Annotated in this window: 25 protein-coding genes; 15 read left to right on the forward strand and 10 right to left on the reverse strand. The window is 39.4% G+C overall.

The features are described 5' to 3' along the window. The first annotated feature begins 12 nt into the window (after positions 1 to 12). The 11 genes from FRE64_RS10040 (at position 13) to FRE64_RS10090 (ending at position 11456) form a co-directional block, all read left to right on the forward strand. Positions 13 to 2211, forward strand: a complete 2199-nt coding sequence (locus tag FRE64_RS10040) for an Hsp70 family protein (RefSeq protein WP_146295944.1) — start codon at positions 13 to 15, stop codon at positions 2209 to 2211. Then, positions 2211 to 2792, forward strand: a complete 582-nt coding sequence (locus FRE64_RS10045; RefSeq protein WP_146295945.1) for a LysM peptidoglycan-binding domain-containing protein — start codon at positions 2211 to 2213, stop codon at positions 2790 to 2792. The genes FRE64_RS10040 and FRE64_RS10045 overlap by 1 nt, the downstream gene beginning before the upstream one ends. A 50-nt stretch (positions 2793 to 2842) precedes the next feature. Then, positions 2843 to 5242, forward strand: a complete 2400-nt coding sequence (locus FRE64_RS10050) for a tetratricopeptide repeat protein (protein WP_146295946.1) — start codon at positions 2843 to 2845, stop codon at positions 5240 to 5242. Positions 5243 to 5307: 65 nt separating this feature from the next. Next, positions 5308 to 5685, forward strand: a complete 378-nt coding sequence (locus tag FRE64_RS10055) for a J domain-containing protein (RefSeq protein WP_146295947.1) — start codon at positions 5308 to 5310, stop codon at positions 5683 to 5685. Then, entirely contained in the window at positions 5682 to 6179 is a 498-nt protein-coding gene (locus tag FRE64_RS10060; RefSeq protein WP_146295948.1) for a nucleotide exchange factor GrpE, read from the forward strand. Before FRE64_RS10055 ends, FRE64_RS10060 begins: the two co-directional genes overlap by 4 nt. Before the next feature lie 177 nt (positions 6180 to 6356). Then, positions 6357 to 7157 carry a type 1 glutamine amidotransferase gene (locus FRE64_RS10065; protein ID WP_146295949.1) on the forward strand — a complete coding sequence of 267 codons (801 nt, stop codon included), beginning with the start codon at positions 6357 to 6359 and terminating at the stop codon, positions 7155 to 7157. 56 nt (positions 7158 to 7213) lie between these two features. Next, entirely contained in the window at positions 7214 to 8074 is an 861-nt protein-coding gene (locus FRE64_RS10070; protein WP_146295950.1) for a methyltransferase domain-containing protein, read from the forward strand. Positions 8075 to 8165: 91 nt separating this feature from the next. After that, positions 8166 to 9113 carry a homogentisate phytyltransferase gene (locus tag FRE64_RS10075; protein ID WP_146295951.1) on the forward strand — a complete coding sequence of 316 codons (948 nt, stop codon included), beginning with the start codon at positions 8166 to 8168 and terminating at the stop codon, positions 9111 to 9113. A gap of 1 nt (position 9114) precedes the next feature. Next, positions 9115 to 9687 carry a tetratricopeptide repeat protein gene (locus tag FRE64_RS10080; RefSeq protein WP_146295952.1) on the forward strand — a complete coding sequence of 191 codons (573 nt, stop codon included), beginning with the start codon at positions 9115 to 9117 and terminating at the stop codon, positions 9685 to 9687. A 116-nt stretch (positions 9688 to 9803) separates the two neighbouring features. Continuing rightward, positions 9804 to 10022 (forward strand): hypothetical protein, encoded by a 219-nt coding sequence (locus FRE64_RS10085; RefSeq protein WP_146295953.1) that lies wholly within the window; start codon positions 9804 to 9806, stop codon positions 10020 to 10022. Positions 10023 to 10055: 33 nt separating this feature from the next. Next, positions 10056 to 11456, forward strand: coding sequence for an RsmB/NOP family class I SAM-dependent RNA methyltransferase (locus FRE64_RS10090; protein ID WP_146295954.1), 1401 nt, complete (start codon positions 10056 to 10058; stop codon positions 11454 to 11456). On the opposite strand, the gene FRE64_RS10095 is transcribed toward FRE64_RS10090, so the two are convergent. Together FRE64_RS10095 and FRE64_RS10100 are read right to left on the reverse strand one after the other, a co-directional pair. After that, the gene (locus FRE64_RS10095) at positions 11449 to 12489 is read right to left on the reverse strand and encodes a bifunctional heptose 7-phosphate kinase/heptose 1-phosphate adenyltransferase (protein WP_146295955.1); all 1041 of its coding nucleotides are present in this window, start codon (positions 12487 to 12489) and stop codon (positions 11449 to 11451) included. The genes FRE64_RS10090 and FRE64_RS10095 overlap by 8 nt on opposite strands. A 9-nt stretch (positions 12490 to 12498) precedes the next feature. After that, positions 12499 to 13170, reverse strand: a complete 672-nt coding sequence (locus FRE64_RS10100) for a glutathione S-transferase (RefSeq protein ID WP_146295956.1) — start codon at positions 13168 to 13170, stop codon at positions 12499 to 12501. Between the two features lie 83 nt (positions 13171 to 13253). Here FRE64_RS10100 and FRE64_RS10105 point away from each other — a divergent pair, with 83 nt between their 5' ends. Genes FRE64_RS10105 through FRE64_RS10115 form a run of 3 tightly spaced genes read left to right on the forward strand, consistent with a single transcriptional unit; the run spans position 13254 to position 16116 of the window. After that, positions 13254 to 13751 carry a hypothetical protein gene (locus FRE64_RS10105; RefSeq protein WP_146295957.1) on the forward strand — a complete coding sequence of 166 codons (498 nt, stop codon included), beginning with the start codon at positions 13254 to 13256 and terminating at the stop codon, positions 13749 to 13751. 1 nt (position 13752) lies between these two features. Beyond that, on the forward strand, positions 13753 to 15501 hold the full coding sequence (locus tag FRE64_RS10110) for a peptidoglycan D,D-transpeptidase FtsI family protein (protein ID WP_146295958.1): 1749 nt from the start codon (positions 13753 to 13755) through the stop codon (positions 15499 to 15501). A gap of 24 nt (positions 15502 to 15525) precedes the next feature. Next, entirely contained in the window at positions 15526 to 16116 is a 591-nt protein-coding gene (locus FRE64_RS10115) for a CAP domain-containing protein (RefSeq protein WP_146295959.1), read from the forward strand. Positions 16117 to 16201: 85 nt separating this feature from the next. Here the strand turns inward: FRE64_RS10115 and accC are convergent, their stop codons facing one another. The 4 genes from accC to FRE64_RS10140 form a co-directional block, all read right to left on the reverse strand. Beyond that, complete coding sequence (gene accC, locus FRE64_RS10120) at positions 16202 to 17551, reverse strand: acetyl-CoA carboxylase biotin carboxylase subunit (RefSeq protein WP_146295960.1); 1350 nt, start codon at positions 17549 to 17551, stop codon at positions 16202 to 16204. A 99-nt stretch (positions 17552 to 17650) separates the two neighbouring features. After that, a complete protein-coding gene (locus tag FRE64_RS10125; RefSeq protein ID WP_146295961.1) occupies positions 17651 to 18016 on the reverse strand; it encodes a cupin domain-containing protein in 366 nt (121 codons plus the stop codon). Between the two features lie 387 nt (positions 18017 to 18403). Next, a complete protein-coding gene (locus tag FRE64_RS10135) occupies positions 18404 to 19327 on the reverse strand; it encodes an Hpt domain-containing protein (RefSeq protein ID WP_146295962.1) in 924 nt (307 codons plus the stop codon). A gap of 309 nt (positions 19328 to 19636) precedes the next feature. Continuing rightward, entirely contained in the window at positions 19637 to 20491 is an 855-nt protein-coding gene (locus FRE64_RS10140) for a shikimate dehydrogenase (RefSeq protein WP_146295963.1), read from the reverse strand. A gap of 78 nt (positions 20492 to 20569) precedes the next feature. Here FRE64_RS10140 and FRE64_RS10145 point away from each other — a divergent pair, with 78 nt between their 5' ends. Further along, on the forward strand, positions 20570 to 22060 hold the full coding sequence (locus tag FRE64_RS10145; RefSeq protein WP_146295964.1) for a TM0106 family RecB-like putative nuclease: 1491 nt from the start codon (positions 20570 to 20572) through the stop codon (positions 22058 to 22060). Between the two features lie 51 nt (positions 22061 to 22111). Here the strand turns inward: FRE64_RS10145 and psbM are convergent, their stop codons facing one another. The 4 genes from psbM to FRE64_RS10165 all read right to left on the reverse strand — a co-directional run bounded on the left by psbM (position 22112) and on the right by FRE64_RS10165 (position 24652). Beyond that, positions 22112 to 22219, reverse strand: coding sequence for a photosystem II reaction center protein PsbM (gene psbM, locus FRE64_RS10150; RefSeq protein ID WP_146295965.1), 108 nt, complete (start codon positions 22217 to 22219; stop codon positions 22112 to 22114). Between the two features lie 75 nt (positions 22220 to 22294). After that, positions 22295 to 22603, reverse strand: coding sequence for a 2Fe-2S iron-sulfur cluster-binding protein (locus FRE64_RS10155; protein ID WP_146295966.1), 309 nt, complete (start codon positions 22601 to 22603; stop codon positions 22295 to 22297). A gap of 84 nt (positions 22604 to 22687) precedes the next feature. Continuing rightward, on the reverse strand, positions 22688 to 24322 hold the full coding sequence (locus FRE64_RS10160; RefSeq protein WP_146295967.1) for a TolC family protein: 1635 nt from the start codon (positions 24320 to 24322) through the stop codon (positions 22688 to 22690). Between the two features lie 117 nt (positions 24323 to 24439). Continuing rightward, positions 24440 to 24652 (reverse strand): DUF2839 domain-containing protein, encoded by a 213-nt coding sequence (locus tag FRE64_RS10165; RefSeq protein WP_146295968.1) that lies wholly within the window; start codon positions 24650 to 24652, stop codon positions 24440 to 24442. Between the last annotated feature and the right edge of the window lie 27 nt (positions 24653 to 24679).

A 24679-nucleotide genomic window follows, 5' to 3' on the forward strand; every position in this document is an offset into this window, starting at 1 on the left:
GGAGATCAAAGGATGGGGAATTTTGTAGGGATTGATTTAGGTACAACGAACTCCGTTGCTGCATTTAGTTTTGCAAAGGTAGAGGTAGTCACCGCAGATGATAACACTCCTCCAGATCGTTGCTTAACTCGGTCAGTTGTCGCGTCAAAAAATAATGATCTGATTGTTGGTGAAGAAGCCTATTATCAGCTCAAGGCAGACCCAGAAAACGTGATTATTTCCATCAAACGCTTAATGGGGCGAGGGTTTGGTGATGAAGTCGTACAAAAACAGTTATCTAGATATGGCTATAAAATTATTCAGCCTAGTCAAGGAACGGAAAATAGTATTGCAGTTCAGCTAGGAGAAAAAGAATATTTTCCTGAAGAAATTTCAGCGAAGATTCTCGCAAAAGTTGTCAATAATGCTCAACTTTACCAAAAAGAAATACACCAAAACAATGATCAAATTATCAGAGCGGTAATCACGGTTCCAGCTTACTTTAATGATAAGCAACGTTATGCTACTGAAAGTGCGGCGACGAAAGCTGGTTTAGCTAAACCCAAACTCCTCCCAGAACCAACGGCAGCAGCGATTTCTTATGGCTTTAATCCTGATTCGGAAGAGGTAAAAACCATTCTTGTTTATGATTTTGGTGGTGGAACATTTGATTCTTCTTTAATTACAGCTAGTGGAAACCAGTTTATTGAGTCGGGAAAAGCTGGAGACTTATGGCTAGGAGGAGATGATATTGAGTATCAAATCATTGAATTGGTTAAACAAAAAGTTGCCGAGGAAGAAGATTTAGAATCTGTTGATTCTCTCATTCAAGCTATGCCCTATTATCAACAGGTGCGCTTTTCAGGGGAGTTAAAGCTAGCTGTAGAACAAGCCAAAATTGATCTCAGTCGTTACGACAAAGCACAAATTGCGCTTTCAACTCCCCTATTAGATGATCTGGGAATGGCGATTAATGTTGATGTAGAAATCCACCGTGAAGAATTTGAAGCCATGATTCTACCAATGGTAGAACGAACGATTAAAATTGCACGGGATGCGCTGAAGTATTCAGATTGGCTAGAAGAGGATGTTGATGCAGTTTTAATGGTGGGAGGTTCATCTCAGATTCCCTTAGTTCAAGAGAAAGTGCGAGAAGCCTTTGGAGAAGAGAAAGTAGTGGTTCATCCTCGTCCTATGTATGCTGTAGCTGAGGGAGCAGCTATTGTTTCTAAAGGCTTGACGGACAATGTTGGTAGTGTCTCAAGAGATTATCGCATTCAATTAGTAGATGATCCACGCTATACCCTCATCAATCGTGGAGATGTGTTACCAGTTACCAAGTCTCATACCTTTCGCACAGAAGCAGATGGACAACGGTTAATTCACTTTAAATTTTCTAGTCCTGATGAAGAAAATCAGCAAGAAGAGTACATTGGGGGGATGTGGTTAGCATTAGAACAATCTTATCCCAAAGGAACAGAAGTGGAACTTATAGCGGAGTTAGATGAGGAAAATAGTTCCCTCCAGATTACCGCTGCCTTGAAAAATGATCCATCGCAAAAAGTGAGTCGTTCTTTTTCGCGAGGAAAACAGGATGAAAAGATTTCCCAGCGTGTTGAAGAACTTATTAACCAGTTAAACGAAGAAGCTAGCTTAACGCTAAAAGGTGTAGAGTTGGTGAATCAGTTAGCAGGAAATGCGGTAATTGCGGCTAATAGTATTTTTGATGAAAATGGGGAAGAACGCCCAGATCGTTTAGCTGTTGCAGAGCAGAAACTGCAAGAGTTGGAGGCTTTTGCTTCTGAGGATTATGATACTGCTAAATTCTATCGTAGTGAATTTCAGTTTGTTTTAGACTATTGCTCGCAAATGCTTCCTGTGGAACAAAAACAACGCATTGAAACGTTAAGCAGTAAACTGAATGATGCGATTGAAAATTATAATCTCTCAGGTTTGCAATATCTAAATGGAGAAGCGAAATCTGAGTATGATAACCTGTCTGATTCTGTGCAACTGGTTTTAGCAAGTAAAAGCGCCGTTTCTAGAGCCAATCAAATTAACCCTTCCCAAGGCAAGGTGATGACAGATCGGTTTAGTCGTATGGTTGATGCGATGAATCAAGGGAATGGGGCTGAAGCAGAACGTTGTTTCCGAGAATTACAACCTGATCTCGAAACTTATCTTGACCAAGATTTACCTAGCGGAAGCGTGGCAACAGGAATTACCCGATAATGGTTACTCAATCTCTCTCTTGTCCTGTTTGTGGACATCCTGATGTTCAGGAAAGCAAATGTAGCAACTGCGGAACAGATTTATCTGTGTATCGGATGCTGGCGGAACTACCTTCCCAAGAAGCTAATGCTGTAGAAACCCAAAAATTACCTTGGCGTTGGATTACGGTTGCTTTAGGGTTAATCTTAGTGGTGGGAATCACAAGCCCTGTTTTATGGGCATACGGGCGGGAATTGCTAATTTCTCAACTCAATTCCCGCGTGGCGGAACAGCAACAAGAAATCACAGGGAAATTAAGCCGTATTTCGCAACAACAACAGGAACTTTCGGAAATGTTAGAAGAGGTCGCTCGTGAGCAAAATTTAATTAGCACTTTACAAGGGGATTTTGAAGGTTGTGGGGGATTTTACTACACAATTGAGCGTGGAGACACCTTAACAGGAATTGCTCGCCGTTTTTATGGAGACACAGGCAGTTTGGAGTTAATTACTAGCAAGAATCCGCAATTGGAAGGGCAATTAAATGAGCTGGAAATAGGAGAAGTGATATTTATTCCTAATGAAGAAAGTAATTGTCCGTAACTAAATATAGAAAGGGGGATAAAAAAACACATCATTAATGAGGAATCACCATGAACTTTATTGAACGCTCTTTTTGGTCTCACGATGAAGCAGATCACGCTCAACAACTTGCTAAAAATAAACAATTACCGAGAGCGATTGAAACGGCAAAAAAAGTCGTTGATGCTTGGTCAGATTCTCCCGGTTTTTGGGAACGTCAAATGCGAAAGGTATCTATTAATTCGTTATTAGCGGATTTAAAAGATCACATTAAAACTTGGGAAAAGAACCTTGAAAAATCTAAACATTTAGTGCAACAGGGAAATGAAAATTTTGCTCGTAATGATCGTGACCCTTGGAATACTGAAGCTCTAGAAAAGGCTTTAAGTTATTATCGCAAGAGTCTGGATATTAATCAAGATGCGGAGTGTAAAACGAATCAATATCTCTGTCAGCATAAACTCCAAGAAAAAAAGAATTTTCAAGAACTATTTAAGGTCGGTAAACAACAAGTCGAGAAAAGGTATTATAATAAAGCCCTGAAAACTTATCAAAAGGCACAGTCCTTATTTGTGACGACAGAGTTAACGGCAGAAATTTTAACCTGTAGCCGAAAACTTAAACAAGAAAGTGAATATGAAACAGTCTATAACCAAGCTAAAGAGTTAACCAAACAAGGAGAATTTCAAAGCGCGATCGCGCAACTACAACCAGCCTATGCCCGTTTCCCTCGGGAAGATGGAAAAGTCTTTATAGACAAATTACAAACCATTATTCAAGCCAAGGAAGCCTATCAACAAGGCTTAAAAGCAGAACAACAAGAAAAATGGCAAGAAGCAGAACAATACTATCGTCAAGCCCAAGAACAGCTTCCAGACTTAACTCAAAACTGTTCCACTCGACTCACGCTAATTGCGATTAAAACACAACAGTGGTCAGTTGCACTCAAAGAAGTAAATGTTTTAGAAGAAAAACAAGCGCAATATTTCCGAGGTTATATTTATCTTCAACAGGGTGATTATCAAGCTGCTTATCGAGAATGGAAACATTTATCAGCTCCTCAGATTGCGCCAGAAATTGAAAAACTTAAAACCCTAATTCGGCGGAAAAAATTAGCCTTAAGACAGCAAATTGAAACCGCAGCTAACGAAGAGCAATTAGAAGAAGCTAAAGTTTTATCTCAAGAATTTTTAAGCCAGTTTGGTAATGATTTGTCCGTGGAAGAAAATCTTCATGAGAATATAGAGCCACGCTTTCAACAATTAACTTGGCAAACTCAACCTTGGCAAAAATTAGCACAATATACTAAAGATAGATTCTTAGAGCAAAAAGATATAACCTCTCTTCACAACTGGGCTGTTGCCAGTTATTATCATGCCCAAGCTGATCCTGAAAAAATAGAAAATTGGATTACCGTGTGGTGTAGCGCGATCGCGAATTTATCAAAAGATCCAGCACTCACAGATGTTCCTTGGCTAGGAAATGAAGATATTAACTATAGCCAAGTGCAGGAAGATTTACAAAATCTGTTAGGGAATACTATTGATAGTCTTAAAGAAGAAGATTTGAATCAGTATTTTAGTTTGCGAGATCAATATAGGACTGATGTTGTGGCTTTAAAGGCTTCTTCCATTGAATTTAATGGTTTAAAAATTATGCCTAGTTGTTATCAGCAGTATCAAGACTATTTCCCGAAAACTAATTTTCCTGCTAATCTAGCTGGCGCACTTTATACTAATTGGGGTAAAGCAGTAGCTGCCTGTTTTGAGGGAGACTATAAACGAAGTTTTACTTTATCCCCCTCCTCAACCCCTACAACACCTGCTGAGAGTTTTGGCAAAACGTATGTTAGCTATTATCAAGGCATTTACTATTTACAAAATCAGGAATGGCGCAAGGCAAAATCATATGTAGGCCTTCCTCAGGATACTATTCGTAAAACACCTGAGTGGAAAGAAGAAATTGATCGCCTGTGCGAAAAAATAAGACGTGAAATTTCACAAGGAGAAGCACTAGAGTTTGCTGAATTTTGGTACGATTTATTAAATAGTAGTAATAGTCGCAGTTACTATGTAGAAATGAGAGCAGAAACAATTCAAGATCAACTAGCTGATAAAAAAATAAGTTTGTCTAAAGGAAAAAAAGAACTAAAAGAGTTAAGAAAAATTGATCAAGATAATATCACGGTTTCAGACCTCTTAAAAAGAATTAATCAGATTGAAGAAGGACAAGAAATTGATCGCTTATTAAAAAATAAAGATTTAGAAGGAGCAGTGAGAAAAGCGCGATCGTCCCAAGATGAAACAATTCGCTATGATGTAGCATCAATCTGTATTGAAATTCTTTTAGAGGGAATAAAAAATAGAAGTCTATACCGAGAAGAAATTATGCAATTAGCTCGTTGGGCTTATAGCTTATGCCCCAATGAACCTCAGTTTAGAGAAATCTATCGAGAATTAGGAATTCGTTAATAAAGCAATTGTATTTAAAGAACTCTTATAAGAATTGACCACCATCAAAAATATCAGATATAAATATGAACCAAAATACAACTCCCAATCCTTATGATGTTTTAGAAGTTTCTCCAGCCGCTTCTAAAGCAGAAATTACCAAAGCGTTTACGCAAGCCATGAAAAAGCGTAAATATTCTACAAATGTAATTGCTCAAGCTAGAAAAAGTTTAACTAATCCCCAACAAAGAATTAAAGCTGACTACTTACGCCCGATTCTCCCAACCCCCAAGCGTTTTAAGCGTCAAGACTATTCTGAGTTACAAGAACCGCCCCCAGAGTTTCACGTATTACCAGACTATGATAATTTAGAAGAGATGCTTCAAGAAAGCCAATCCACCTCTTCTTTAGATCAAAAAATTGGAACTGACTTAGTTAATTTTCTCCTCAGCCAAGACTTATGATTGATAACTCTAATCAACCTTCTAGTAATTTAGAATATTGCCTCACACCCGAACAACGAGAGGAATTACTATCACAAGTAGGAAATCTTCTTAAAGAAAAATTAGAGCTTAAGCAGGAGTTACAAAAACAAGTTAATACTGCTAACTCTGAAAAAGAACAGTTATTTCTAGAAGTTTTAGAATTATTTGATGGGTTAGAATCTTTAATTACTTACTTGAATGAAAATCCTGATCCTGATCCTCGCTTTATTAAACGACTGCCCAAATCTTTAGGAACTTTACAAAAGAAACTTCTCACTATTCTTAAACGTCGGGAAGTTACCCCGATTGATCATTCTTCTTCTGTTCCCGATTATCAAGTGTGCCAAGTAGTCGATCGTGAACCTAGAGACGATTTAGAGGACAACACAATAACTAAAGTAGTTCGTCAAGGTTTCTGGTTAAATAGCAAAGTTCTGCGCCCTCTAGAAGTAATTACTTCTAAAGCAGAATAATAATAAGAATATTAGTTATGCGGTTTAGTTCTTTATAAGTTTTTATAAAATATCTTCGTAAAACTCGCTGTTGAGTTCTCTATTGATTAAAATTGCATTGAAAGATCTATTGCTCATGCCAAAAAGGGAACAATGATCTAAACTAAAGGCTTAATGATCAATCAATAACTAAGTTTTATGGAACTGAGGCTAGGCTGGCTTTATCCCACTTTAATGAGTACCTACGGCGATCGCGGTAATGTAATTTGCTTACAACAGAGAAGCCATTGGCGAGAGATCCCAGTCAAAATCATCCGTTTAGACTTAAACGCCACAGCAAAGGATTTTGAGGATGTTGATTTATTTGTGGGAGGTGGGGCGCAAGATCGCCAGCAAGAGATCGTCATGCGGAACTTAAAAGGGGAAAAAGCCCAACTCATGCGCCAAAAAATTGAAGCAGGAACCCCTGGGGTTTTTACTTGTGGTTCACCGCAATTATTAGGACATTATTATGAACCTGGAGATGGGGAACGCATTGAAGGCTTAGGAATTTTTGATTTAGTCAGTAAACATCCCGGGAAAAATAGCAAGCGTTGCATCGGAAATATTGTTTATCGGTTAAGTGCCTCTCCGTTAGCCAAAATGATAGAAGCTAGAATTGGGGAATCTCCGATTGTAATTGGCTTTGAAAATCACGGTGGACGAACCTATCTCGGAAAAGTACAACCCTTAGGACGTGTTATTGTGGGCAATGGTAATAATGGCGAAGATGGGTACGAAGGTGCTTTTTATGGTAACGCGATCGCGACTTACGCCCATGGGCCTCTCTTACCGAAAAATCCCTTTATTGCCGACTGGTTAATTAAAACTGCTTTAGAATTAAAATATCAAAAAACTATTCAATTATCACCGCTAGATGATGAATTAGCCCAAAAAGCTCGTCAAGCCATGTTTAAACGCTTAGAGGTTAAGAATATGGCTGAAGCTAGAAGAACCTAACATCCGCTAGCTTTTGGGTTAAAACAAATCTAAGCAATAATATAATCAAGAAATTAATGTCCCGTAATCTCGAACAAGAAATCAAAGACTTTTACGACGCATCTAGTTCTCTCTGGGAAACTATCTGGGGAGAACATATGCACCATGGCTATTACGGAAACCATGGCACCGATAAAGTTCCCCGCCGACAAGCCCAAATTGATCTCATTGAAGAATTACTCCGTTGGGGAAATCTTGATCAAAAAACAAGCCCCCCGCAAGCAATTTTAGACGTAGGATGTGGAATTGGCGGAAGTAGCCTCTATCTTGCCCAAAAATTTAATGCTACTGTCCACGGAGTGACACTTTCCCCTGAACAAGCTAAACGCGGACAAGAACGGGCGGCAGAGGCAAATTTAGCCGAAAGAGTGCATTTACAAGTAGGAAATGCCTTAGATCTCCCATTTGAGGATAACTCTTTTGATCTCGTCTGGTCATTAGAAAGTGGGGAACACTTCCCTGATAAAGCCAAATTTTTACAAGAAGCCTACCGCGTTTTGCAACCTGGGGGAATGCTATTAATGGCAACTTGGTGTCATCGCCCCACTGATTCCCTTGCCGGGGAGTTAACAAGGGATGAAAAACACCATTTACAAGAGATTTATCGGGTTTATTGTTTACCCTATGTAATTTCTTTACCTGAGTATCGCGCGATCGCGCAACAGACTGGTTTTCAAAACATCAAGACTAATGATTGGTCACAAGCGGTTGCCCCGTTTTGGGAGATTGTTATTGACTCTGCCTTTACCCCAGATGCAATAATTGGACTTATCAACAGTGGTTGGAAAACTATAGAAGGAGCATTATCCTTAGGCTTAATGAGTCGGGGTTATCGTCGCGGATTAATTCGCTTTGGTGTGTTACAAGGAAGCAAGTAGGCTAGTTTTGAGAGATTTTCTCCTTCGTCCTTTGTAAAGCAATAATGAGTAAGAAGTCAGAAGTGAACGAATAACAAATAACGAATAACTAATGACCAATGAATCAAATTTAGAACGGCATTTTTTTAACGACCCCAGTAGCTGGTTACAGAGTTTCTGGAAATTCTCTCGCCCTCATACCGTTATTGGGACAACTTTAAGTGTTTTTGCCTTATATTTTATCGCGATCGCGCTTAATCCTCTTCCCTTAAATGTGAATACAATTGTCCCCTTAATCACTGCTTGGTTAGCCTGTTTCAATGGCAATATTTATATTGTTGGCTTAAATCAACTCCAAGATGTTTCCATTGATCAAATCAATAAGCCTAGTTTACCCGTAGCCTCAGGAGAGTTTTCCTACCGTCAAGGACAATGGATTGTTGGAACCACAGGTGTTTTAGCCCTTATTATTGCGTGGTTTTCTAACCCTTGGCTACTGTTTACCATTGGAGTAAGTTTAATCATTGGAACCGCTTACTCACTACCCCCAATTCGCCTAAAGCGATTTCCCTTCTTTGCTGCATTGTGTATCTTTACCGTTCGAGGGGTCATTGTTAATTTAGGCTTATTTTTGCACTTTCGTGAGAGTTTAACCCAAGAACAGATAATTCCCCCTGCTATTTGGGCTTTAACCGTATTTATTTTAGTCTTTACGATCGCGATCGCGATTTTTAAAGATGTTCCCGACTTAGAAGGCGATAAAAAATATAACATTACCACCTTTACCTTACTACTAGGCAAATCTGCAATCTTCAATATCACACGAGGCATTATCAGCGTTTGCTATTTAGGAGTGATTCTTGCTTCCTTTCTTTGGCTACCAGATGTAAATCCTATCTTTGTAGGGATGACACATGGGGGATTATTACTTGTACTGTGGTGGCGTAGCCAGAAAGTTGATTTAGACAATAAAACCCTTATTGCTGAATTTTATCAATTTATCTGGAAATTATTTTATCTTGAATATTTACTATTTCCTGTCGCTTGTTTCTTAGCTTAAAATGTCAGAATTAAACTTAACCACTATAATTGCTCTTGTATCAGTTTTTGGGATTTTACTAGGCGTAGCTATCGTTTTAGGAAAAAGTTTCCTAAGATCTCGTCATTTTCAAAAAGCTCTTCAATTATATCAAGAAGAGAAATATCAAGAAGCAATCCCAATTTTTCAAAACATTATTGCTCGCCAAAAAAGTAATGATTTAGCTCAATTATTATTAGGAAAGTCTTTTGTGCAAAAAGGCAACTTAAAAGAAGCAATTTCCACCTTTGAAACTTTAATCGAAACTTCTCCTAAAAATGTTGATGGTTATATAGAATTAGGAAAAGTTTATATGGAACAAGGAAAAATTGATAGCGCGATCGCGCAGTTTCAAAAAGCAACCAAGATTAAACCCAATAAATTTGCAGAACCCCATCGCGTTTTAGGATTAGCTCTCAAGGAAAAAGGCAATGAAAAAGAGGCACTTAATGCCCTCAAAAAAGCTAAACAACTTTATTCTAATCAAAAATCTTACCCCATGGTCAAAACGATTGATGAGGAAATTGAAACCATCAGCACAGAAAATAAAAAGTAGAATTACGCATGGTATAACTCCCCTATAGAAACCTCTCATCAAAATGAGTAAGGGTTTACCAAGTTTACTCTAAATTTCTATAGCAAACCAATCATAAATCATCAATTGAAAATTCTATGGGTATTGAGTGGATTATCTTAGTTGCCAGTTTAATTATCTTATTTCTTGTAGTAAAAGCGATTTTACGAGTAGCCATTGTCACCTTAACTACTGCCTTTCAAATTTTAATCATTTTAATTATCCTCAGAGTATTCTTTCTCGTGATGCCTAAAGATGTAATCCAGCAAATTCAAGAATTACCGAATACTATTAGTAATTTGCTATTGCCATCATAACTCCTTTTTTGGAAAATATTGTTATTTAGATGAATGAACGATCCCATTAAACAACTTTTAGACCGTTATCATTCTTTTATTGATAATGCCAAGGCATTTGAACATTTCATGGTGAAACCCACTCCCACTTGTTTAACGGTTAACCCCTTGAAAACCACATCAAATGCAGTTGCCGAATTTTTACAGAAACAAAATCTCTCCTTTCAACCAGTATCTTGGTATCCTAATAGCTTTCGCATAGAACAGTGGGAAAAACCAGGTTTAACCCTACCCTTTGTTACAGGCTGGTATAACCTACAAGAAGAAATTTCTCTCAGTGCAGTTCAGACACTAGATCCTCAGCCTCAGGAAAACATTTTAGACTTGTGCGCCGCCCCAGGGGGAAAAACCGTACAAATTGCCATGCGCTTAAAAGGAACGGGTAGCGTTATTGCTAATGAAATTCAATTTTCTCGACTATCTTCTTTACGAGCTATGCTAGACCGCATGGGGTTATCTAATGTTTTAACCACCAATTATGATGGTTGTACGATTCCCTTAAGATACCATTCCTTTGATCGCATTCTCGTTGATGCCCCCTGTTCTGCGGAAGGAGTGATGCGTAAAGCAAAAAGTACCCTCAAACCTAAAAATTTCAGCTATAGCTTAAAAATTGCCAAAAAACAGCGAAAACTCCTTGATCACGCTTTAGATTTAGTTAAACCAGGAGGCATTATTGTTTATAGTACCTGTACCTTTGCCCCAGAAGAAAATGAAGCAGTTATTGATGCTGTATTAAACAACCGGGGAGAATTAGAATCAGCAAAAATTTCTAACCTAAAAGGAATGCCAGGGTTGCGTCACTGGGAAGGAAAACAGTTTCGTCAAGATTTAGGACACGCCCAACGCTATCTCCCTCATTTTAATAATACAGGCGGTTTTTTTGTGGCGCGGATTCGACGTAGTCATGCTGACTTAAAGCAGAGAACCTCATCTCAAGAAAATACTCAAGCAACCCTACTACAACCCTTACCAAATAATTCTCCTCTCAACTGGTTTACCAATTATTTTGGTATTGATGCGAAAGTTCTCTCTGCCTACCAACTATGGATAAAAGGAAAAGATAAAATTTGGTTGGGAGAAAAGCAATGTCAACCCCCATCACAAATTCTGATTCAAACCTTGGGAATGCCGTTGATAAGAACGACTTATAAACCCACCACTGCCGCCTTGCAACGATTTGGTTCTGAGATTACTTGTAATGTCATTGAATTAGAAGATTGGGAAAAGCTACAGTGTTTTTTACAAGGAAAATCCCAACCCTTAACTAACTCTACTTCAGCATCAGGTTATGTTCATGTCCGTTATGGTCAGTACGAACTAGGGTGTGGATTATATAAAAATGGGATGCTTCATTCTCAACTGCCAAAATTCTTAAGATTAAGCCTTAACTGAGTAAACTGGGATCATCTAATAAAGTTTGTAATCCCAACTTCATTTCAGCAATATTAGTGGTTGCTGTCCCAAATTGGCGAACAACAATACTAGCAGCGAGATTACCTAAAACCGTAGCTTCCCAAGGGGTTGCGCCAGCACATAAACTAATCGTCAAAGCCGCCACAACTGTATCCCCAGCCCCCGTAACATCAAAAACATCGGTCCGATTAAAAGGAGGAATATGATGAGTCTCTCCACTGCGCGTAAAAAGACTCATTCCCTCTTCTCCTCTAGTGATCAAAATATACTCAGCTTTAGTTAATAGAAGTAAGTCTTCTCCTGCTTTTTGTAACAACTCTTCATTGCTAATGCTATATCCCACAGCCTGTTCGGCTTCTGGAAGGTTCGGAGTAAAGAGAGTGGCTTGCTGATATCGAGCAAGATGACTTTGGGTATCAATAATGGTGCGAGGATGGGATAGGCTTGCTTCAATCACAGGGGAACTTAGTACCCCATCCCCATAGTCAGAACAAACCACTGCATTCACTTGGGGAGCATTTTTCTTGACATATTGAGCAAGTTGTGGTACAGAAAGAGGATCAGGAGTAGATTCAGATTTGCGATCAAGTCTTACAATTTGCTGAGTCACAGACTGACGGGCATGACCAGAGATACGACTTTTAGTCACAGTCGCGCGATCGCGCACCGCAATAATTCCTTCTGTATCAACGCCAGCCTCTTGAAAAATCTTGGTTAAGGCTTCTCCTTGGGGATCCTCTCCCACTAATCCTGCTACCTTAACCTGCGCCCCTAGTTTTGCTAAATTATAAACCGCATTGCCTCCACCTCCGGGAATTTGGACTGTTTCTTCATGGCGTAAAATTAAAACTGGCGCTTCTCTAGAAAGACGTTCTACCTCACCAGTAATGAATTCATCTAGAGCTAGATCGCCAACTACTAAAATTTTTGGCTCTTGAAAAGAGTCTAGAAGATGAAACAGCCGTTGCGAATTGGCTTCTAACTTTTGATAAAAAGAATTATTCTCACTCATAAATTAACATCATTTTTCTAATCCGGGAGGGAGAGCTTCACCACACTGTTCATGAATTTCTGCCACTCGTTGAAACAGCCAAGGGTAATTATCTTTGTAATCGGGAATCAATGCAAGAGGGCTTAACAAAGCTGCTGCTGCGAGATCAGCAACTGAGAGAGAATCCCCTACTAAAAAAGGCTTTTCTTTCCAAGGTGAAAGCACCTCCATGGCATTTTCTAAGCGTTTTTTGGCTAATTCCACCGCAGCAGGAGTGATTCCATACTGACGACGAACAATGTTAATTACTAACTGACTAGAAAGACTAGGATTAACCGATTTTCCCTCATTAGATCGCCAATGATAATAAACAAATCGAGTAGCCGTGCCAATGCTTTCATCTAGCCAGTCTTCCAATAACCAAGCATAACGGTTTTGCTCCCTTGCCGCTAAAGTATAACTTGGTTCAGGAAAATGAGATTCTAAATAATGAAAAATACGTGTAGAATCCCCAATACCACTCTTGACATTGTTAGGAGTTGGTAGTAAAACAGGTACTGTAGTAAGCCCTGTAATGGGTCTAACCTTTAAAATGTGGAGTCCTGGGGTTAAGTTGGCGACCTCGTAATTAATTTTTTTATAGCCTAAAGCAAGTCTTGCCTTACGACAATAATGAGAAGTACTGAATTGTAGTAGTAGCATTTAGTTTTTTCTGGCATTCTTGTCAACAACGAGAAGTTCTAATGTTAGGATAAGAGCAATTTATACGTTTGGGTAAATTCATCATGTTTGCTGTATCAGAGTCAGAAAAACCAGCTCCTGTTAAGTCTTCCCGGACAACTCATCCTAGGGTAGATTCATCATCTCTTCCTCCCCAATGGAAATGTTATCGAAACACAAAAAAAAAGAAGGTTCCGTTATTTCTGCGGGCTTTACTATTTCTTCAATATACCTCAGCATTATTAACTGTGGGAACCATTGGGGCAAGTTTAGTGGTCTATGGGCTATCTTATTATACCCAACAACAGTGGAATGAGAGCTATGAACAATTAATGACACTCCAGCGTCACGAACGCAATTTAACAGTTATTAATGAATCTCTTCAAGATCAAATTACTCGCGAGGGTAACCGTCAAAATGATCAGTGGATCCCTTTAACCCCTGATAAAAATATTTATTTAGAACCAACACCTGCTGATAATCTTCCAGAAACATCTCAAGTTAATCGTGAACCAGAAGAAGCATCAGAAAGTCCCAGTACGGAGCGTCCTTTAGGCTACTAAAATGATTGAGAGAATAAGTCCTTATACGAAAAGGCTATTATTAGTTTGGCTCTTTCTGTTTCTTGTCTCCATTGCTTTAGGATGGAGAATTTATCATCTTCAATTCATTGAAGCAGAAAGACTACAAATACGAGCAAGAGGTCAACAACATTTAGCAATTAATCCTTATATTCCCCGTCGTTCAATTGTTGATGCTAAAGGGAAAGTCTTAGCAGCTGATCGTTTAGTTTATGAACTTTATGCCCATCCTGATGTATTTAAGGAATCTGGTGAATCTTTTGACGATGTAACGAAACAACTAGAACCAGTGTTAGAGAATACGAGTCAGTCAGAGTTATTACAGCGCTTTCAACAGCAAGCCTCAGGAATTAAGCTAGCGGATAATTTAACAGAAGAATTAGCCACAGAAATTAAAAGTTGGGGTTGGGATGGGCTAGAGTTAGTCGAAAGTTATGCTCGTTATTATCCCTATGCAGAATTAGGTTCTAATGTAGTGGGATATGTGCAGCAAGATGATCATGAAGGCAAAACAGGAGTGGAATTTACTCAACAAGAATTATTAACTCGTGTCGGTGAAAGTTTATCAGTGCAACGAACGGCGAGAGGACAGGTTTTACCAACCTCTTTCCCTGAAAATTCCCTCGGTTTTGATGAGAAAAAAGTCCAGCTAACCCTTGATCTTGATATTCAACGATTAAGCCACCAAGCCTTAAAAGAACAAATGCAGGAATTTAATGCTAAACGTGGCACGGTGGTGGTAATGGATGTAGAAACAGGAGAATTAGTTTCTTTAGTCACTGAACCCAGTTATAACCCAAATCGTTATTTTGAGCATGATTTGGAGGATATGAGAAATTGGGCGGTAACTGATTTATATGAACCCGGATCTACGTTTAAGCCCATTAATGTCGCGATCGCGCTAGAAGCGGGAGCAGTTAATCCTAACACTATAATTTATGATGATGGCAGGATGGAGATAGGAGGATGGACAGTCCGCAACCATGATTATTTTAGTAATGGTGGTCATGGTAGAGTTGGGCTCGATGAAATTTTACAAGTTTCTAGTAACGTGGGGATGATGAAAATTATTGAACGAATGTCTCCCCAGCATTATTATGACCAATTACAAAATTTAGGAATTGAGGAACCTGTTGGTATTGATTTAATGGGAGAAACCCCTGGTAGCTTAAAATCAGAGTTTGATTTTACTAATTACCCCATTGAACCGGCTGTCGCCTCTTTTGGCCAAGGCTTTTCCTTGACTCCTATTAAATTAGCACAATTAACAGGCGCGATCGCGAATGGGGGACGATTAGTGACTCCTCATGTGGTCAAAGGATTAGTGGATCAAGATGGCGCGATCATAGAACAAGATCCACGCCCAGAAAAACAAGTTTTCTCCCCCGAAACCAGTCAACAAGTCTTACAAATGATGGAAACGGTTGTGAGTGAAGGAAGTGGAAAAGCAGCCCACATTCCAGGTTATCGTTCTGCTGGAAAAACGGGAACGGCTCAAAAAGCAAATATGGGGACTTATAGTGGTAACGGCAGGATTACCAGCTATGTGAGTATTTTTCCAGTGGAAACCCCTCGTTATGTGGTGTTAGCGGTAGTTGATGAACCGAGAGCCCCCCTCGCTTATGGCTCAACGGTAGCAGCTCCCATTGTCAGAGATGTTATGGAAGGGATTATTGCGATTGAAGGAATTCCCCCCAGCCATCCTGAAGAATTTGAGGAAGAGGACGATTAAAAATGGAGATAGATAGTATTGAACATGAGAAGACAGCGTAATCGCGCTAAAAAGAAAAAAGGGAATTTATTACAGTTAATTTTTCCTGTTCTGTTAGTGTTAACTATCTTCATTACTGTTCGCAATCATCAAGAATCTGATGATGAGATCAACTGGGAAAATATTGAGCCCATCCCTCGTGAAAGAGAAGCCTCTTTGTCTTTAACAGAAATTCGGGAAAAAGCATTACATTTAGCAAATCGCGATCGCGCTAATCATGGGCTTTCTACCCTTAAAGAGCATCCCGAATTATCGCAAGCTGCCCAAGACTACGCCGAAGAATTACTAGCAAGGGATTTTTATGATCATGTTACTCCAGAAGGGCAAACCCCTAAAGATCGTGTGGAACACATCAGTGGAATGAGAGGAGTGGGAGAGAACCTAGTGCAACAAAAAGGAAACTTCCGAGTAGAAGTTAATGAAGATCTGCTAAATAAATTCCAACAGGGGTGGATGGATAGCCCTGGGCATCGCGAGAACCTTCTTCAATCGAACTTCACTTATTTTGGTTACGGGCTTGCTTATGATGATGAAAAAGGAGAATTGTATGCCGTACAGAAATTTTTGATCAAGTAAAACCGAAAGCTCAGATTACCCTGTTCCTACGGATAATGATCACAAAATTTTACAGAAAAGGACAAATGCTTACTCACATCTGCCATCATTTTGGGAGCAAGTGCTGTTCTACAAAATTGGTATAAACATCTCCCTCTAAAAAAGCAGGGGTTTCTAGAATCTTCTGATGAAAACTAATAGTCGTCGTTACCCCTGTCACAGCACATTCTCTTAATGCTCGTTTCATACGCTTAATTGCCGCTTCTCGGGTGGGTGCCCAAACAATTAACTTTCCAATAAGGGAATCATAATAAGGGGGAATTTCATAGTCTGTATAAACATGAGAGTCCATTCTTACCCCAGGTCCTCCTGGTGGGAGATAACCACTGATGCGACCGGGTTGAGGACGAAACTCGTGTGCTGGATCTTCCGCATTAATCCGACATTCAATGGCGTGCCCTCTGATATCTACATCTTTTTGTCGCAGACTCAAGGGTTCTCCTTGGGCAATACGAATTTGCTCGGCAATTAAATCTAATCCTGTTACCATCTCTGTAACCGGATGTTCTACTTGGATGCGTGTGTTCATTTCCATAAAGTAAAAATCACCATGAGCATCTAAAAGAAATTCCACCGTCCCTGCACCAACATAATTGATAGACTGGGCTGCTTTAATGGCAGCTTTTCCCATTTTTTGTCGCAAGTGAGGATCTAAAGCAGGACTTGGCGACTCTTCTAGGAGTTTCTGATGACGACGTTGGATGGAACAATCTCTTTCCCCTAAATGAATCACATTACCATAACTATCAGCGAGGATTTGAAACTCAATATGACGAGGACGCTCAATAAATTTTTCCAAATAAACGCCACTATTACCAAACGCAGCTTCTGATTCTCCTTTTGCTGCTTGAAAAAGTTTACTCAGTTCTCTCTCACTATGCACCAGACGCATTCCTCGCCCGCCGCCTCCTGCAGTTGCTTTTAACATTACAGGATAGCCAATATTTCGTGCTACGCGATAGGCAGCTTGATCATCAGCGAGTAAGCCATCACTCCCCGGAACAACTGGAACTCCTGCTTTTTGCATTGTCTCTTTTGCGGTTGATTTGTCTCCCATGGAGCGAATCGCCTCTGGCGTTGGCCCAATAAAGTGAATTTTATGATCAGCGCAAATTTCAGCAAAACGGGCATTCTCCGCTAAAAAGCCATACCCAGGATGAATAGCTGTAGCATTACGAGTCAGAGCAGCTGCTATCAGATTGGGAATATTGAGATAACTTTTACTTGCAGGGGGTTCGCCAATGCAAACACTTTCATCAGCAAGTTGCACATGAAGCGCATTCCGATCAATCGTGGAATGTACCGCAACGGTAGGAATCCCAAGTTCTTCACAACTGTGTAAAATTCGCAGGGCAATTTCCCCACGATTAGCAATTAAAATTTTGGAAAAAGACATTTGTATGAGTCATTAGTCATTAGTCATTGGTCATTGGTCATTGGTTATCGGTTATTAAAACAAACAACCAATAACTAATTATTAATTCGTTATTATAAATTATTCCTGATAAATTGTTTCATCCTCTTCTCGCCAAGCAGGATCGACCATGCAAACAAAAACTAACGGTTCGTTTCCACAATTATGAACATATTGACGAGCATTAGGAGGAATATAAACGGCATCTCCTGGTTCAATAATTTCTGTTTCGTTATCAATGTGCATTTCTCCTTTCCCTTGAATAATATAATAAACTTCTGAGGTAGTAAGGGAATGGGGAATGGAAGTTTGACCGACAGGAACAATGGCATGAGCAAGACTATAACGCAGGGCTAGAGGTTGCTTATCAGGATGTAATAGTTCCCTTAGGATGGTGCCATCTCCAGCAGTAAATTCTTCACATTCTTGCAACTTTCTCACTAACATAGTTTATTTTGTTTAGTTATCTAGGACAGTAATCTTGACAATTAATTGCTTCTTCAGTGTTGGCAACTAGTGGCTTAATTGTACATTTAAGACGGTAATCGTTGGTAAAAAATTGGCAATTAGGACAAGGGACTTTATGCATGCTTTGACTTCGTTTAATGACATAATAAATAGTATTGAACAAAGTTAAACCTAAAGCAATAATAAATCCCCAAGCGATTACAAAGCACACAGGCACAAGCAAAGGTTCAATGAGGTTTAACAGGGATTTGAAAAAGGGAAACATAATAAATTCCTGATTCCTCCGAAATTGAAGAGCCATTCATTACCAACCCACCATGATATCATAAGACAAGGGTTAATGAGCCAAGGTTTTTGGGATGAGTTTTAAACGCCTATTTTTTCTTTTAATTCTGATAGCTGTTGTTGATTAAAAATGCGTTTGAGTAATTCAGCGGCCGCTTCGGGTTCAGCAGGGATTAAAACTTGCGGAGTAGGACTTTGTGCAAGATTGTTGAGAGTAGATGTGATTTGAATATTATCAGGCTCTCCTAATTCTAAACAATCACTGGCTTGCTTAAGTTCTTGAATGATAACGGGAGCAAGGGTGGTGTAAGAATGTTTCGGATTCGCGATCGCGCTTTTAGCGGTATTTAACAAGTTATGCCAATTTTCTTCTTCAGAAGTTACTTTTTGAGCGCGATCGCAGATCTGTATTAAATTTTGACGACTCTGTGGAGTATCCTCTGCTTGAAATACTTTTAACATTTCTCGCAACAGAGGACGCATTTGCTCTAAGGGGCTTTCTGTAACAGCTTCTGCTTCTCCCTCTACTTCTTCTGGTTGAGTAGCACCTTTCTCCACCTCTCCCAAATCTGCAATAACTGCTTTAATATCAGCACATTGATCTAGATGTTGTTGTAATTCAATAAATTGTGGTTCTGCACTTTTAACCAGTTCTTTTCCTTGTTCTTCGCTTAACCCTTGGGCAGATTCAAGACGGGAAATTAAATCCTTTAAAATATCAAAGGCATTAAGAAAGAGAGATTCCAACTTTTCATCAACATTAACCGTGCCATCTCGAAACACCTTAAAGGCATCTTCAAGACGGTGAGCTGTTTTTTGAATACTCCCATACCCTAGCATGGCACCGCCCCCCTTAATTGAGTGAGCAGCTCGAAATAACTCATCAATCTGTTCCGAATCACCGCTAGCTTCACTAAGGTTTAGTAACCCTTGTTCTAAAGTTCCTAGATGCTCTTTTGCCTCTTCAATAAAGTAGCCTAGAATTCGTTGTTGATTATCACTCATGATTTCTTTTTATTGAACCCCAATACCTCTATCCTACCCTCTTACTAAAATTTCTAGAAGGAATACAACTTAGGTTCTGTCATAAATAAAAAAAGACCAGCCAAGGAGGCTGGTTTGTCTAGCTTGCTGCGTTGGGAGGAGAAAACCTAAGTTGCACCAAGACCGCCTGACGCTGCTGTTTAACTCAGTTCAGGTAATGGGACAAGTTGGTTTACTAAGTTTAGTTTAACAATGATAGTAAACTTTTGCAAACTTTTTTTACAAATTACATAAAAATGTAGCAATGTACACCAAAACAAGGTATGCAAATTAGTGATTAAACACAGCGTTCCTCATTACCTCAACAGGAATCGGCTGTTGTAACCAAATTTCAAGGGCTGTTGCCCCTTGTTGAATTAGCATTTCTAGCCCATCAAAAGTCATCGCCCCTCCTTTGTTTTTAGCTAATTGTAAAAAACGAGTGGGGCGTGGGTTATAAATTAAATCATACGCGATCGCGCTTTCAGGCAATTTTTCTAACACCGTTTCTTCTACAGGTGAGGCTTCTTGTTTGGGCGACATCCCCACAGGAGTCGTATTAACCAATAACTGAGTTTTCGGAACTAATGACGACAAATCTTCCCAGAAATAAAATTTAATTTGTGCGGTTAACCCAGTATTCTCCCAACTTTGCTTAAACTGTTCTAATTTCTCGCGATTACGCCCGACAATAGCAATTTCTTGGCATCCTAGCTTAGCGCATCCTGCAACCACTGCTCTAGCTGCGCCCCCATTTCCTAAAATAACAGGGGTGATATTAAACCAATTGCGATCAAGAGACTTTAAAGGGGCAATAAAACCATCAACATCCGTATTTGTCGCTTCCCAACCTTTGTCAGTACGCCATACTGTATTAATCGCCCCCACCTGTTGCGCTTCTGGGGTAATGTGATCCACTAAAGGGATCAAATCCTGCTTGTGTGGAATTGTTGCATTAAACCCCACCAAATCAATCGCATCAAACCCAGCTAACGCTCTTTCTAAATCCCCTTTTTTCACGGGGAAAGGCACATAAACGTAATCTAAGCCCAAATGGTTTAAAGCGGCATTGTGCATCACAGGAGATAACGAATGCTCAATTGGATCGCCGATAACTCCCAGTAACTTAGTTTTCCCTGTAATCATATAAGATAACTCACTCCCTAATCATTTCTTGATCTTAGACTAAAATCAAAAAAGACTTAAATCCCCAAGTATTTATCAATGTTAATTAGTGATATCATTCTTCTAGAATATAAACGTTGTAATCGTCGCCCCTTCTTAGATTTTTATGGTGATCCTGATGAACGGGATATGCAACGAGAATTTTTATTAAAGTTACGAGAAGAAAATCATAAACAAGTATTAGAAGTAGTTGCCAACCAATCTTATTCTGAACCCGAAGCACCGATAACAGATTGGGAAGCAAGGGGAAAAGAAACTCTGGAACTGATGGAGAAAGGGGTTGATCAGATTTTATACGGGGTACTTTGGCAAACTGGTTTAAGCGGTTGGAATATTCCATTTTTTATTAAAAATACTATTACTTTTTTAGCTAATCCAACGTTATTAATTAAAGAGCCAGGCTATTCTATTTTTGGAGATTGGCAATATAGAGCAGTTAGTATTAAATTGGGTCGTCGTCCCAAGCCTGAATATAAATTAGTAGCGGCTTTTCAAGCAAAACTTTTAGCTTTGATCCAAGGAAGTGAATTAACGAATCCGCATTTAATTGTTAGATTTAACCAAAAATATCAAGTTAATATGTGGACTTGGCTATCTCGTATGGAAGAAGTTTTAGCAGGCGTTTTAGCGATGTTAGTCTCTCGTCAAGAGCCAGAGGTTTTTATTTCTAGACAACGATGTAATCTCTGTCATTGGCAAAGTTTTTGTTATCAAGTGGCACAAAATACGGAACATCTTTCGTTATTGCCAGGGGTTACTCAAAGTCGTTATGACACCTTAAAAAATGCTGGAATTACTAGCTTAGAAGATTTAGTAAAAGCTGATTTATCTTGGTTAAAAAAACAATTTGGTCATGAAATTGCGGTTAATCTTAATCAACAGGCTAGGGCAACGTTAGGAGAAAAACCAATATTAAACTCGGTTTCTACTCACTCAATTTTGAAGAAAATTCCCACCGCTTCTAGAGAAATCTATTTTGATATTGAAGCCGAGCCAGAACGTAATTTAGATTACTTATTAGGGGCTTTAATTATTGATTATGAGCAAGGAACAGAAACTTTTTATCCCTTAGTTGCGGAATCTCCAGAAGAAGAGAAGGAAATTTGGCAACAATTTTTAGAGTTAGTAAATCGCGATCCTGATGCGCCTATTTTCCATTATTCTAAGTATGAAGTGGAGACAATTAGACGGTTATCGTCTCTGTATCAAACACCGAAAAAAGAAGAACAGTTAATTCTCAAAAGACTGGTGGATCTTCATGACATTGTGACTAAGTTTTTAGTTCTCCCCACGGAAAATTATTCTTTGAAGAAAATCGCCCAATGGTTAGGCTTTCAATGGCGAGAAGAAGGGGTAAGTGGGGAACAATGTGTTTGCTGGTATGATCAATGGCTAAAAACGCGCGATCGCGCTTTCCTAGATCCGATCATTAATTATAATGAGGACGACTGTCGAGCTACTTATTATCTCAAAACGTGGCTAGTGGAGTTTCTAAGTAGTAGTAATCAGCCCAAAAAAAATCAGAGATGAGGGGAGAATTATCCACAACATCTCTGACTAATTGTTTTTTCTTGAAACAGTTTAGGTATCTTCGCTACTCCGAGTTTGGAGATAGAGAATGAGTAGAAACACTGTCGGAACCAGCACAAACAAAATGCTGGCAACGAATCCAAGTTGATTAACTTCCATCGTTATTAGTTTTTTATCACATCATCTCAAAGGACATTTTCAGGATATCACCTATTGGGGAACTGACAACAACTCTTAACGAGCTTGTGGTTTTGTTCCAATAGTAACATTCCCACCATTAACAATCGTTTGACAAGATAAACGATAGCTATCAGGCTTTTTTTTCAGTTTTTTCTCTTCGGCAGCAGTACGTTCTGATAAATTTTCCATCCCTTCTAGAACTTCTACAATGCAAGTTCCACATTGACCATAGCCACCGCAATTGAGCATTTTGCCCTTGAAGGTGTAAATATCAATTTTATTTTCTAGAGCTTTTTCTCGAAGGTTTGCCCCATCAGCGGCAACTACTTCTTTATCTTCTTGGATGAATTTAATATTAGCCATTTATAACTTTATCTTTAACCTCTTCTCTTCTATTGTATTAAGAAAATGTAATAAATTCAGGCTATAGATCAGACTCTGTCATGGCTAGGGCGTATCAAAGACTCGGCTATCAGGAAGATTACTAACTGCTCTCTCCAATCCAGCTAAGGAGCGATTATAATCAATGATAGCGGTTAAAAGATTCCCTCTAGCCCGACTCAATTCACTTTGAGCATTAATCACATCTGTTTGTGTTCCTACTCCTGCTTGGAAGCGTAAACGGGCTAAACGCAGGCTCTCTTCCGCCTGTTCCACGGCTAGCTCTGCGGTTTGGATATTTTGCTCATTTGACTCTAAATTAAAAAAGGCTTGTTCCACTTCCGTGCGAATTTCGTTTCGGGTTTGTTGAAACCGATTTTCCGCGATCGCGACATCTTCTTCTGCTTGTCTGGCTCTTGCTCTGGCACTTCCCCCATCATACAGTGTCCAATTTAACTGCGCCCCCATTTGCAAAGTATCTGTCGGGGAATCGTCGAAATCACTAGTAACTTCATAACTGGTAAATAAACTAATTTGAGGTCTGGTGTCAGATAGTGCAATAGTTTGACTTTCTTCTCCAATCTTTCTTTCCTCTAAATGTTGTTCTAACTCGGCTCGATTTTGATAGGCTAATAGAATGCTATCTTCTAAAGATAAATCCCAATCGCCAGCCTGTTCAGGAGGAGTCGCTGCCGTTACTTCTACTTGTTGCCCTACACCTAAAACTTGGCCTAATTCTCGTCTGCTAATTCGTTGTTGAGATCTCGCACGAGTTAGTTCTTGCTCTTCGTTAGCTAATTGTACTTCTGCTTGTAGCACATCAAAGCGAGTCCCCAATCCTGCTTCTTCCAGTAATTGAGCATCTCGTAAACTTTGCTCGGCATCAGCTACTGATGCTTCTGTAATAGCAACTTGCGAGTCTGTCTGCTGAACCGCATAATAAGCATCAGTGACATTAAATCGTAACTGTTCTTCTACTTGTTCAAGAGCTAACTGTTGAGTTCGTAACTGCGATTCTGCAACCCGAATTTGCGCGGGGCGTTGTCCTCCTGTATAAACATTGTAATTGAGTTGCAGTCCCGTTCGGAGTAGAGTCGTCGCTTCTGTAGCGTCTGGAAAATCAGGATCTAACGGATCATCAGGTTGATTATTATTACCTCCAGGAGAACTGCTACGCTGTAATTGACTATCTAAACTTAAAGAAGGAAGTTGTGCTGCTTGAGCTTCATTTAACTGTTCTCGGGCTTGACGAACATTGAGGCGAGCTTCTTGAAAATCTTGATTATTGCGACGGGCTAACTCAAGGGCTTGTTCAAGGGTAATGGGGACAACGTCATCAACACTGACTTCCTCTTCTTGGGTGGGAAGTTGTAAGGGATTAGAACTAGGATCTAGGGGTTCTGTTTCTTCTACTGGTTCTAATGGCTCTACTTCTTCAAAGGTATCCACATCTGGATCAAGGTCTTCTGTGTCTTCTAGCGGGATATCATCTGTTTCTCTTTCTTCTAAAGGGAGGTCTTCTAATGCTTCAGGAGACTGGGACAAAATTAGTTCTCTAGAGTTTTCAATATTCTTGAGGAAGGACGTGTTATCCGTTGCAGAAGTTGGAGAAATTAAATTTTCGGCGATCGCGATTTCTCCCAAACCCAGAGCAAATAATGTCCCCACACTCACACCACACACATAACGAAAAGATAGCATAATTATTGGCTTCCGCTGTAATTTAACTTCGAGTTGAACTGCTTAACCAGTGGCTACAAGGCAGTTAATTTAACATAAATTTTTCAAATTGGGATAGTTCATCAAGTTAAAACTGGTTTAATTTAATTCCCACCAGCCAAATGCAGGACCAATTACCCGTATCGTTGCCCAAAATAGAGCCAAGAAGGCGATGCCAATCCAAGCACCACGAGTAGTCCAGCGAACAAAGCGATCTGCATCTTTTTTAGTTATCCCTAACCAAGGAAAGATCTTTTTATCCTGACCGTATTTATCCCCTAAATTTTCTTTGCGTCGTTTTGATTCACCCATGATCAAATGGTTATAAATGCTTCCTCG

This window comes from Euhalothece natronophila Z-M001 (assembly GCF_007904085.1).
Lineage (GTDB): Bacteria > Cyanobacteriota > Cyanobacteriia > Cyanobacteriales > Rubidibacteraceae > Halothece > Halothece natronophila.

What these genes read in the sequence shown, in the direction of transcription:
- FRE64_RS10040 (WP_146295944.1), top strand. Translation starts at nt 13, where the DNA reads ATGGGGAATTTTGTAGGGATTGATTTAGGTACAACGAACTCCGTTGCT.
- FRE64_RS10045 (WP_146295945.1), top strand. Translation starts at nt 2,211, where the DNA reads ATGGTTACTCAATCTCTCTCTTGTCCTGTTTGTGGACATCCTGATGTT.
- FRE64_RS10050 (WP_146295946.1), top strand. Translation starts at nt 2,843, where the DNA reads ATGAACTTTATTGAACGCTCTTTTTGGTCTCACGATGAAGCAGATCAC.
- FRE64_RS10055 (WP_146295947.1), top strand. Translation starts at nt 5,308, where the DNA reads ATGAACCAAAATACAACTCCCAATCCTTATGATGTTTTAGAAGTTTCT.
- FRE64_RS10060 (WP_146295948.1), top strand. Translation starts at nt 5,682, where the DNA reads ATGATTGATAACTCTAATCAACCTTCTAGTAATTTAGAATATTGCCTC.
- FRE64_RS10065 (WP_146295949.1), top strand. Translation starts at nt 6,357, where the DNA reads ATGGAACTGAGGCTAGGCTGGCTTTATCCCACTTTAATGAGTACCTAC.
- FRE64_RS10070 (WP_146295950.1), top strand. Translation starts at nt 7,214, where the DNA reads ATGTCCCGTAATCTCGAACAAGAAATCAAAGACTTTTACGACGCATCT.
- FRE64_RS10075 (WP_146295951.1), top strand. Translation starts at nt 8,166, where the DNA reads ATGACCAATGAATCAAATTTAGAACGGCATTTTTTTAACGACCCCAGT.
- FRE64_RS10080 (WP_146295952.1), top strand. Translation starts at nt 9,115, where the DNA reads ATGTCAGAATTAAACTTAACCACTATAATTGCTCTTGTATCAGTTTTT.
- FRE64_RS10085 (WP_146295953.1), top strand. Translation starts at nt 9,804, where the DNA reads ATGGGTATTGAGTGGATTATCTTAGTTGCCAGTTTAATTATCTTATTT.
- FRE64_RS10090 (WP_146295954.1), top strand. Translation starts at nt 10,056, where the DNA reads ATGAACGATCCCATTAAACAACTTTTAGACCGTTATCATTCTTTTATT.
- FRE64_RS10095 (WP_146295955.1), bottom strand. Translation starts at nt 12,489, where the DNA reads ATGAGTGAGAATAATTCTTTTTATCAAAAGTTAGAAGCCAATTCGCAA.
- FRE64_RS10100 (WP_146295956.1), bottom strand. Translation starts at nt 13,170, where the DNA reads ATGCTACTACTACAATTCAGTACTTCTCATTATTGTCGTAAGGCAAGA.
- FRE64_RS10105 (WP_146295957.1), top strand. Translation starts at nt 13,254, where the DNA reads ATGTTTGCTGTATCAGAGTCAGAAAAACCAGCTCCTGTTAAGTCTTCC.
- FRE64_RS10110 (WP_146295958.1), top strand. Translation starts at nt 13,753, where the DNA reads ATGATTGAGAGAATAAGTCCTTATACGAAAAGGCTATTATTAGTTTGG.
- FRE64_RS10115 (WP_146295959.1), top strand. Translation starts at nt 15,526, where the DNA reads ATGAGAAGACAGCGTAATCGCGCTAAAAAGAAAAAAGGGAATTTATTA.
- accC (WP_146295960.1), bottom strand. Translation starts at nt 17,551, where the DNA reads ATGTCTTTTTCCAAAATTTTAATTGCTAATCGTGGGGAAATTGCCCTG.
- FRE64_RS10125 (WP_146295961.1), bottom strand. Translation starts at nt 18,016, where the DNA reads ATGTTAGTGAGAAAGTTGCAAGAATGTGAAGAATTTACTGCTGGAGAT.
- FRE64_RS10135 (WP_146295962.1), bottom strand. Translation starts at nt 19,327, where the DNA reads ATGAGTGATAATCAACAACGAATTCTAGGCTACTTTATTGAAGAGGCA.
- FRE64_RS10140 (WP_146295963.1), bottom strand. Translation starts at nt 20,491, where the DNA reads ATGATTACAGGGAAAACTAAGTTACTGGGAGTTATCGGCGATCCAATT.
- FRE64_RS10145 (WP_146295964.1), top strand. Translation starts at nt 20,570, where the DNA reads ATGTTAATTAGTGATATCATTCTTCTAGAATATAAACGTTGTAATCGT.
- psbM (WP_146295965.1), bottom strand. Translation starts at nt 22,219, where the DNA reads ATGGAAGTTAATCAACTTGGATTCGTTGCCAGCATTTTGTTTGTGCTG.
- FRE64_RS10155 (WP_146295966.1), bottom strand. Translation starts at nt 22,603, where the DNA reads ATGGCTAATATTAAATTCATCCAAGAAGATAAAGAAGTAGTTGCCGCT.
- FRE64_RS10160 (WP_146295967.1), bottom strand. Translation starts at nt 24,322, where the DNA reads ATGCTATCTTTTCGTTATGTGTGTGGTGTGAGTGTGGGGACATTATTT.
- FRE64_RS10165 (WP_146295968.1), bottom strand. Translation starts at nt 24,652, where the DNA reads ATGGGTGAATCAAAACGACGCAAAGAAAATTTAGGGGATAAATACGGT.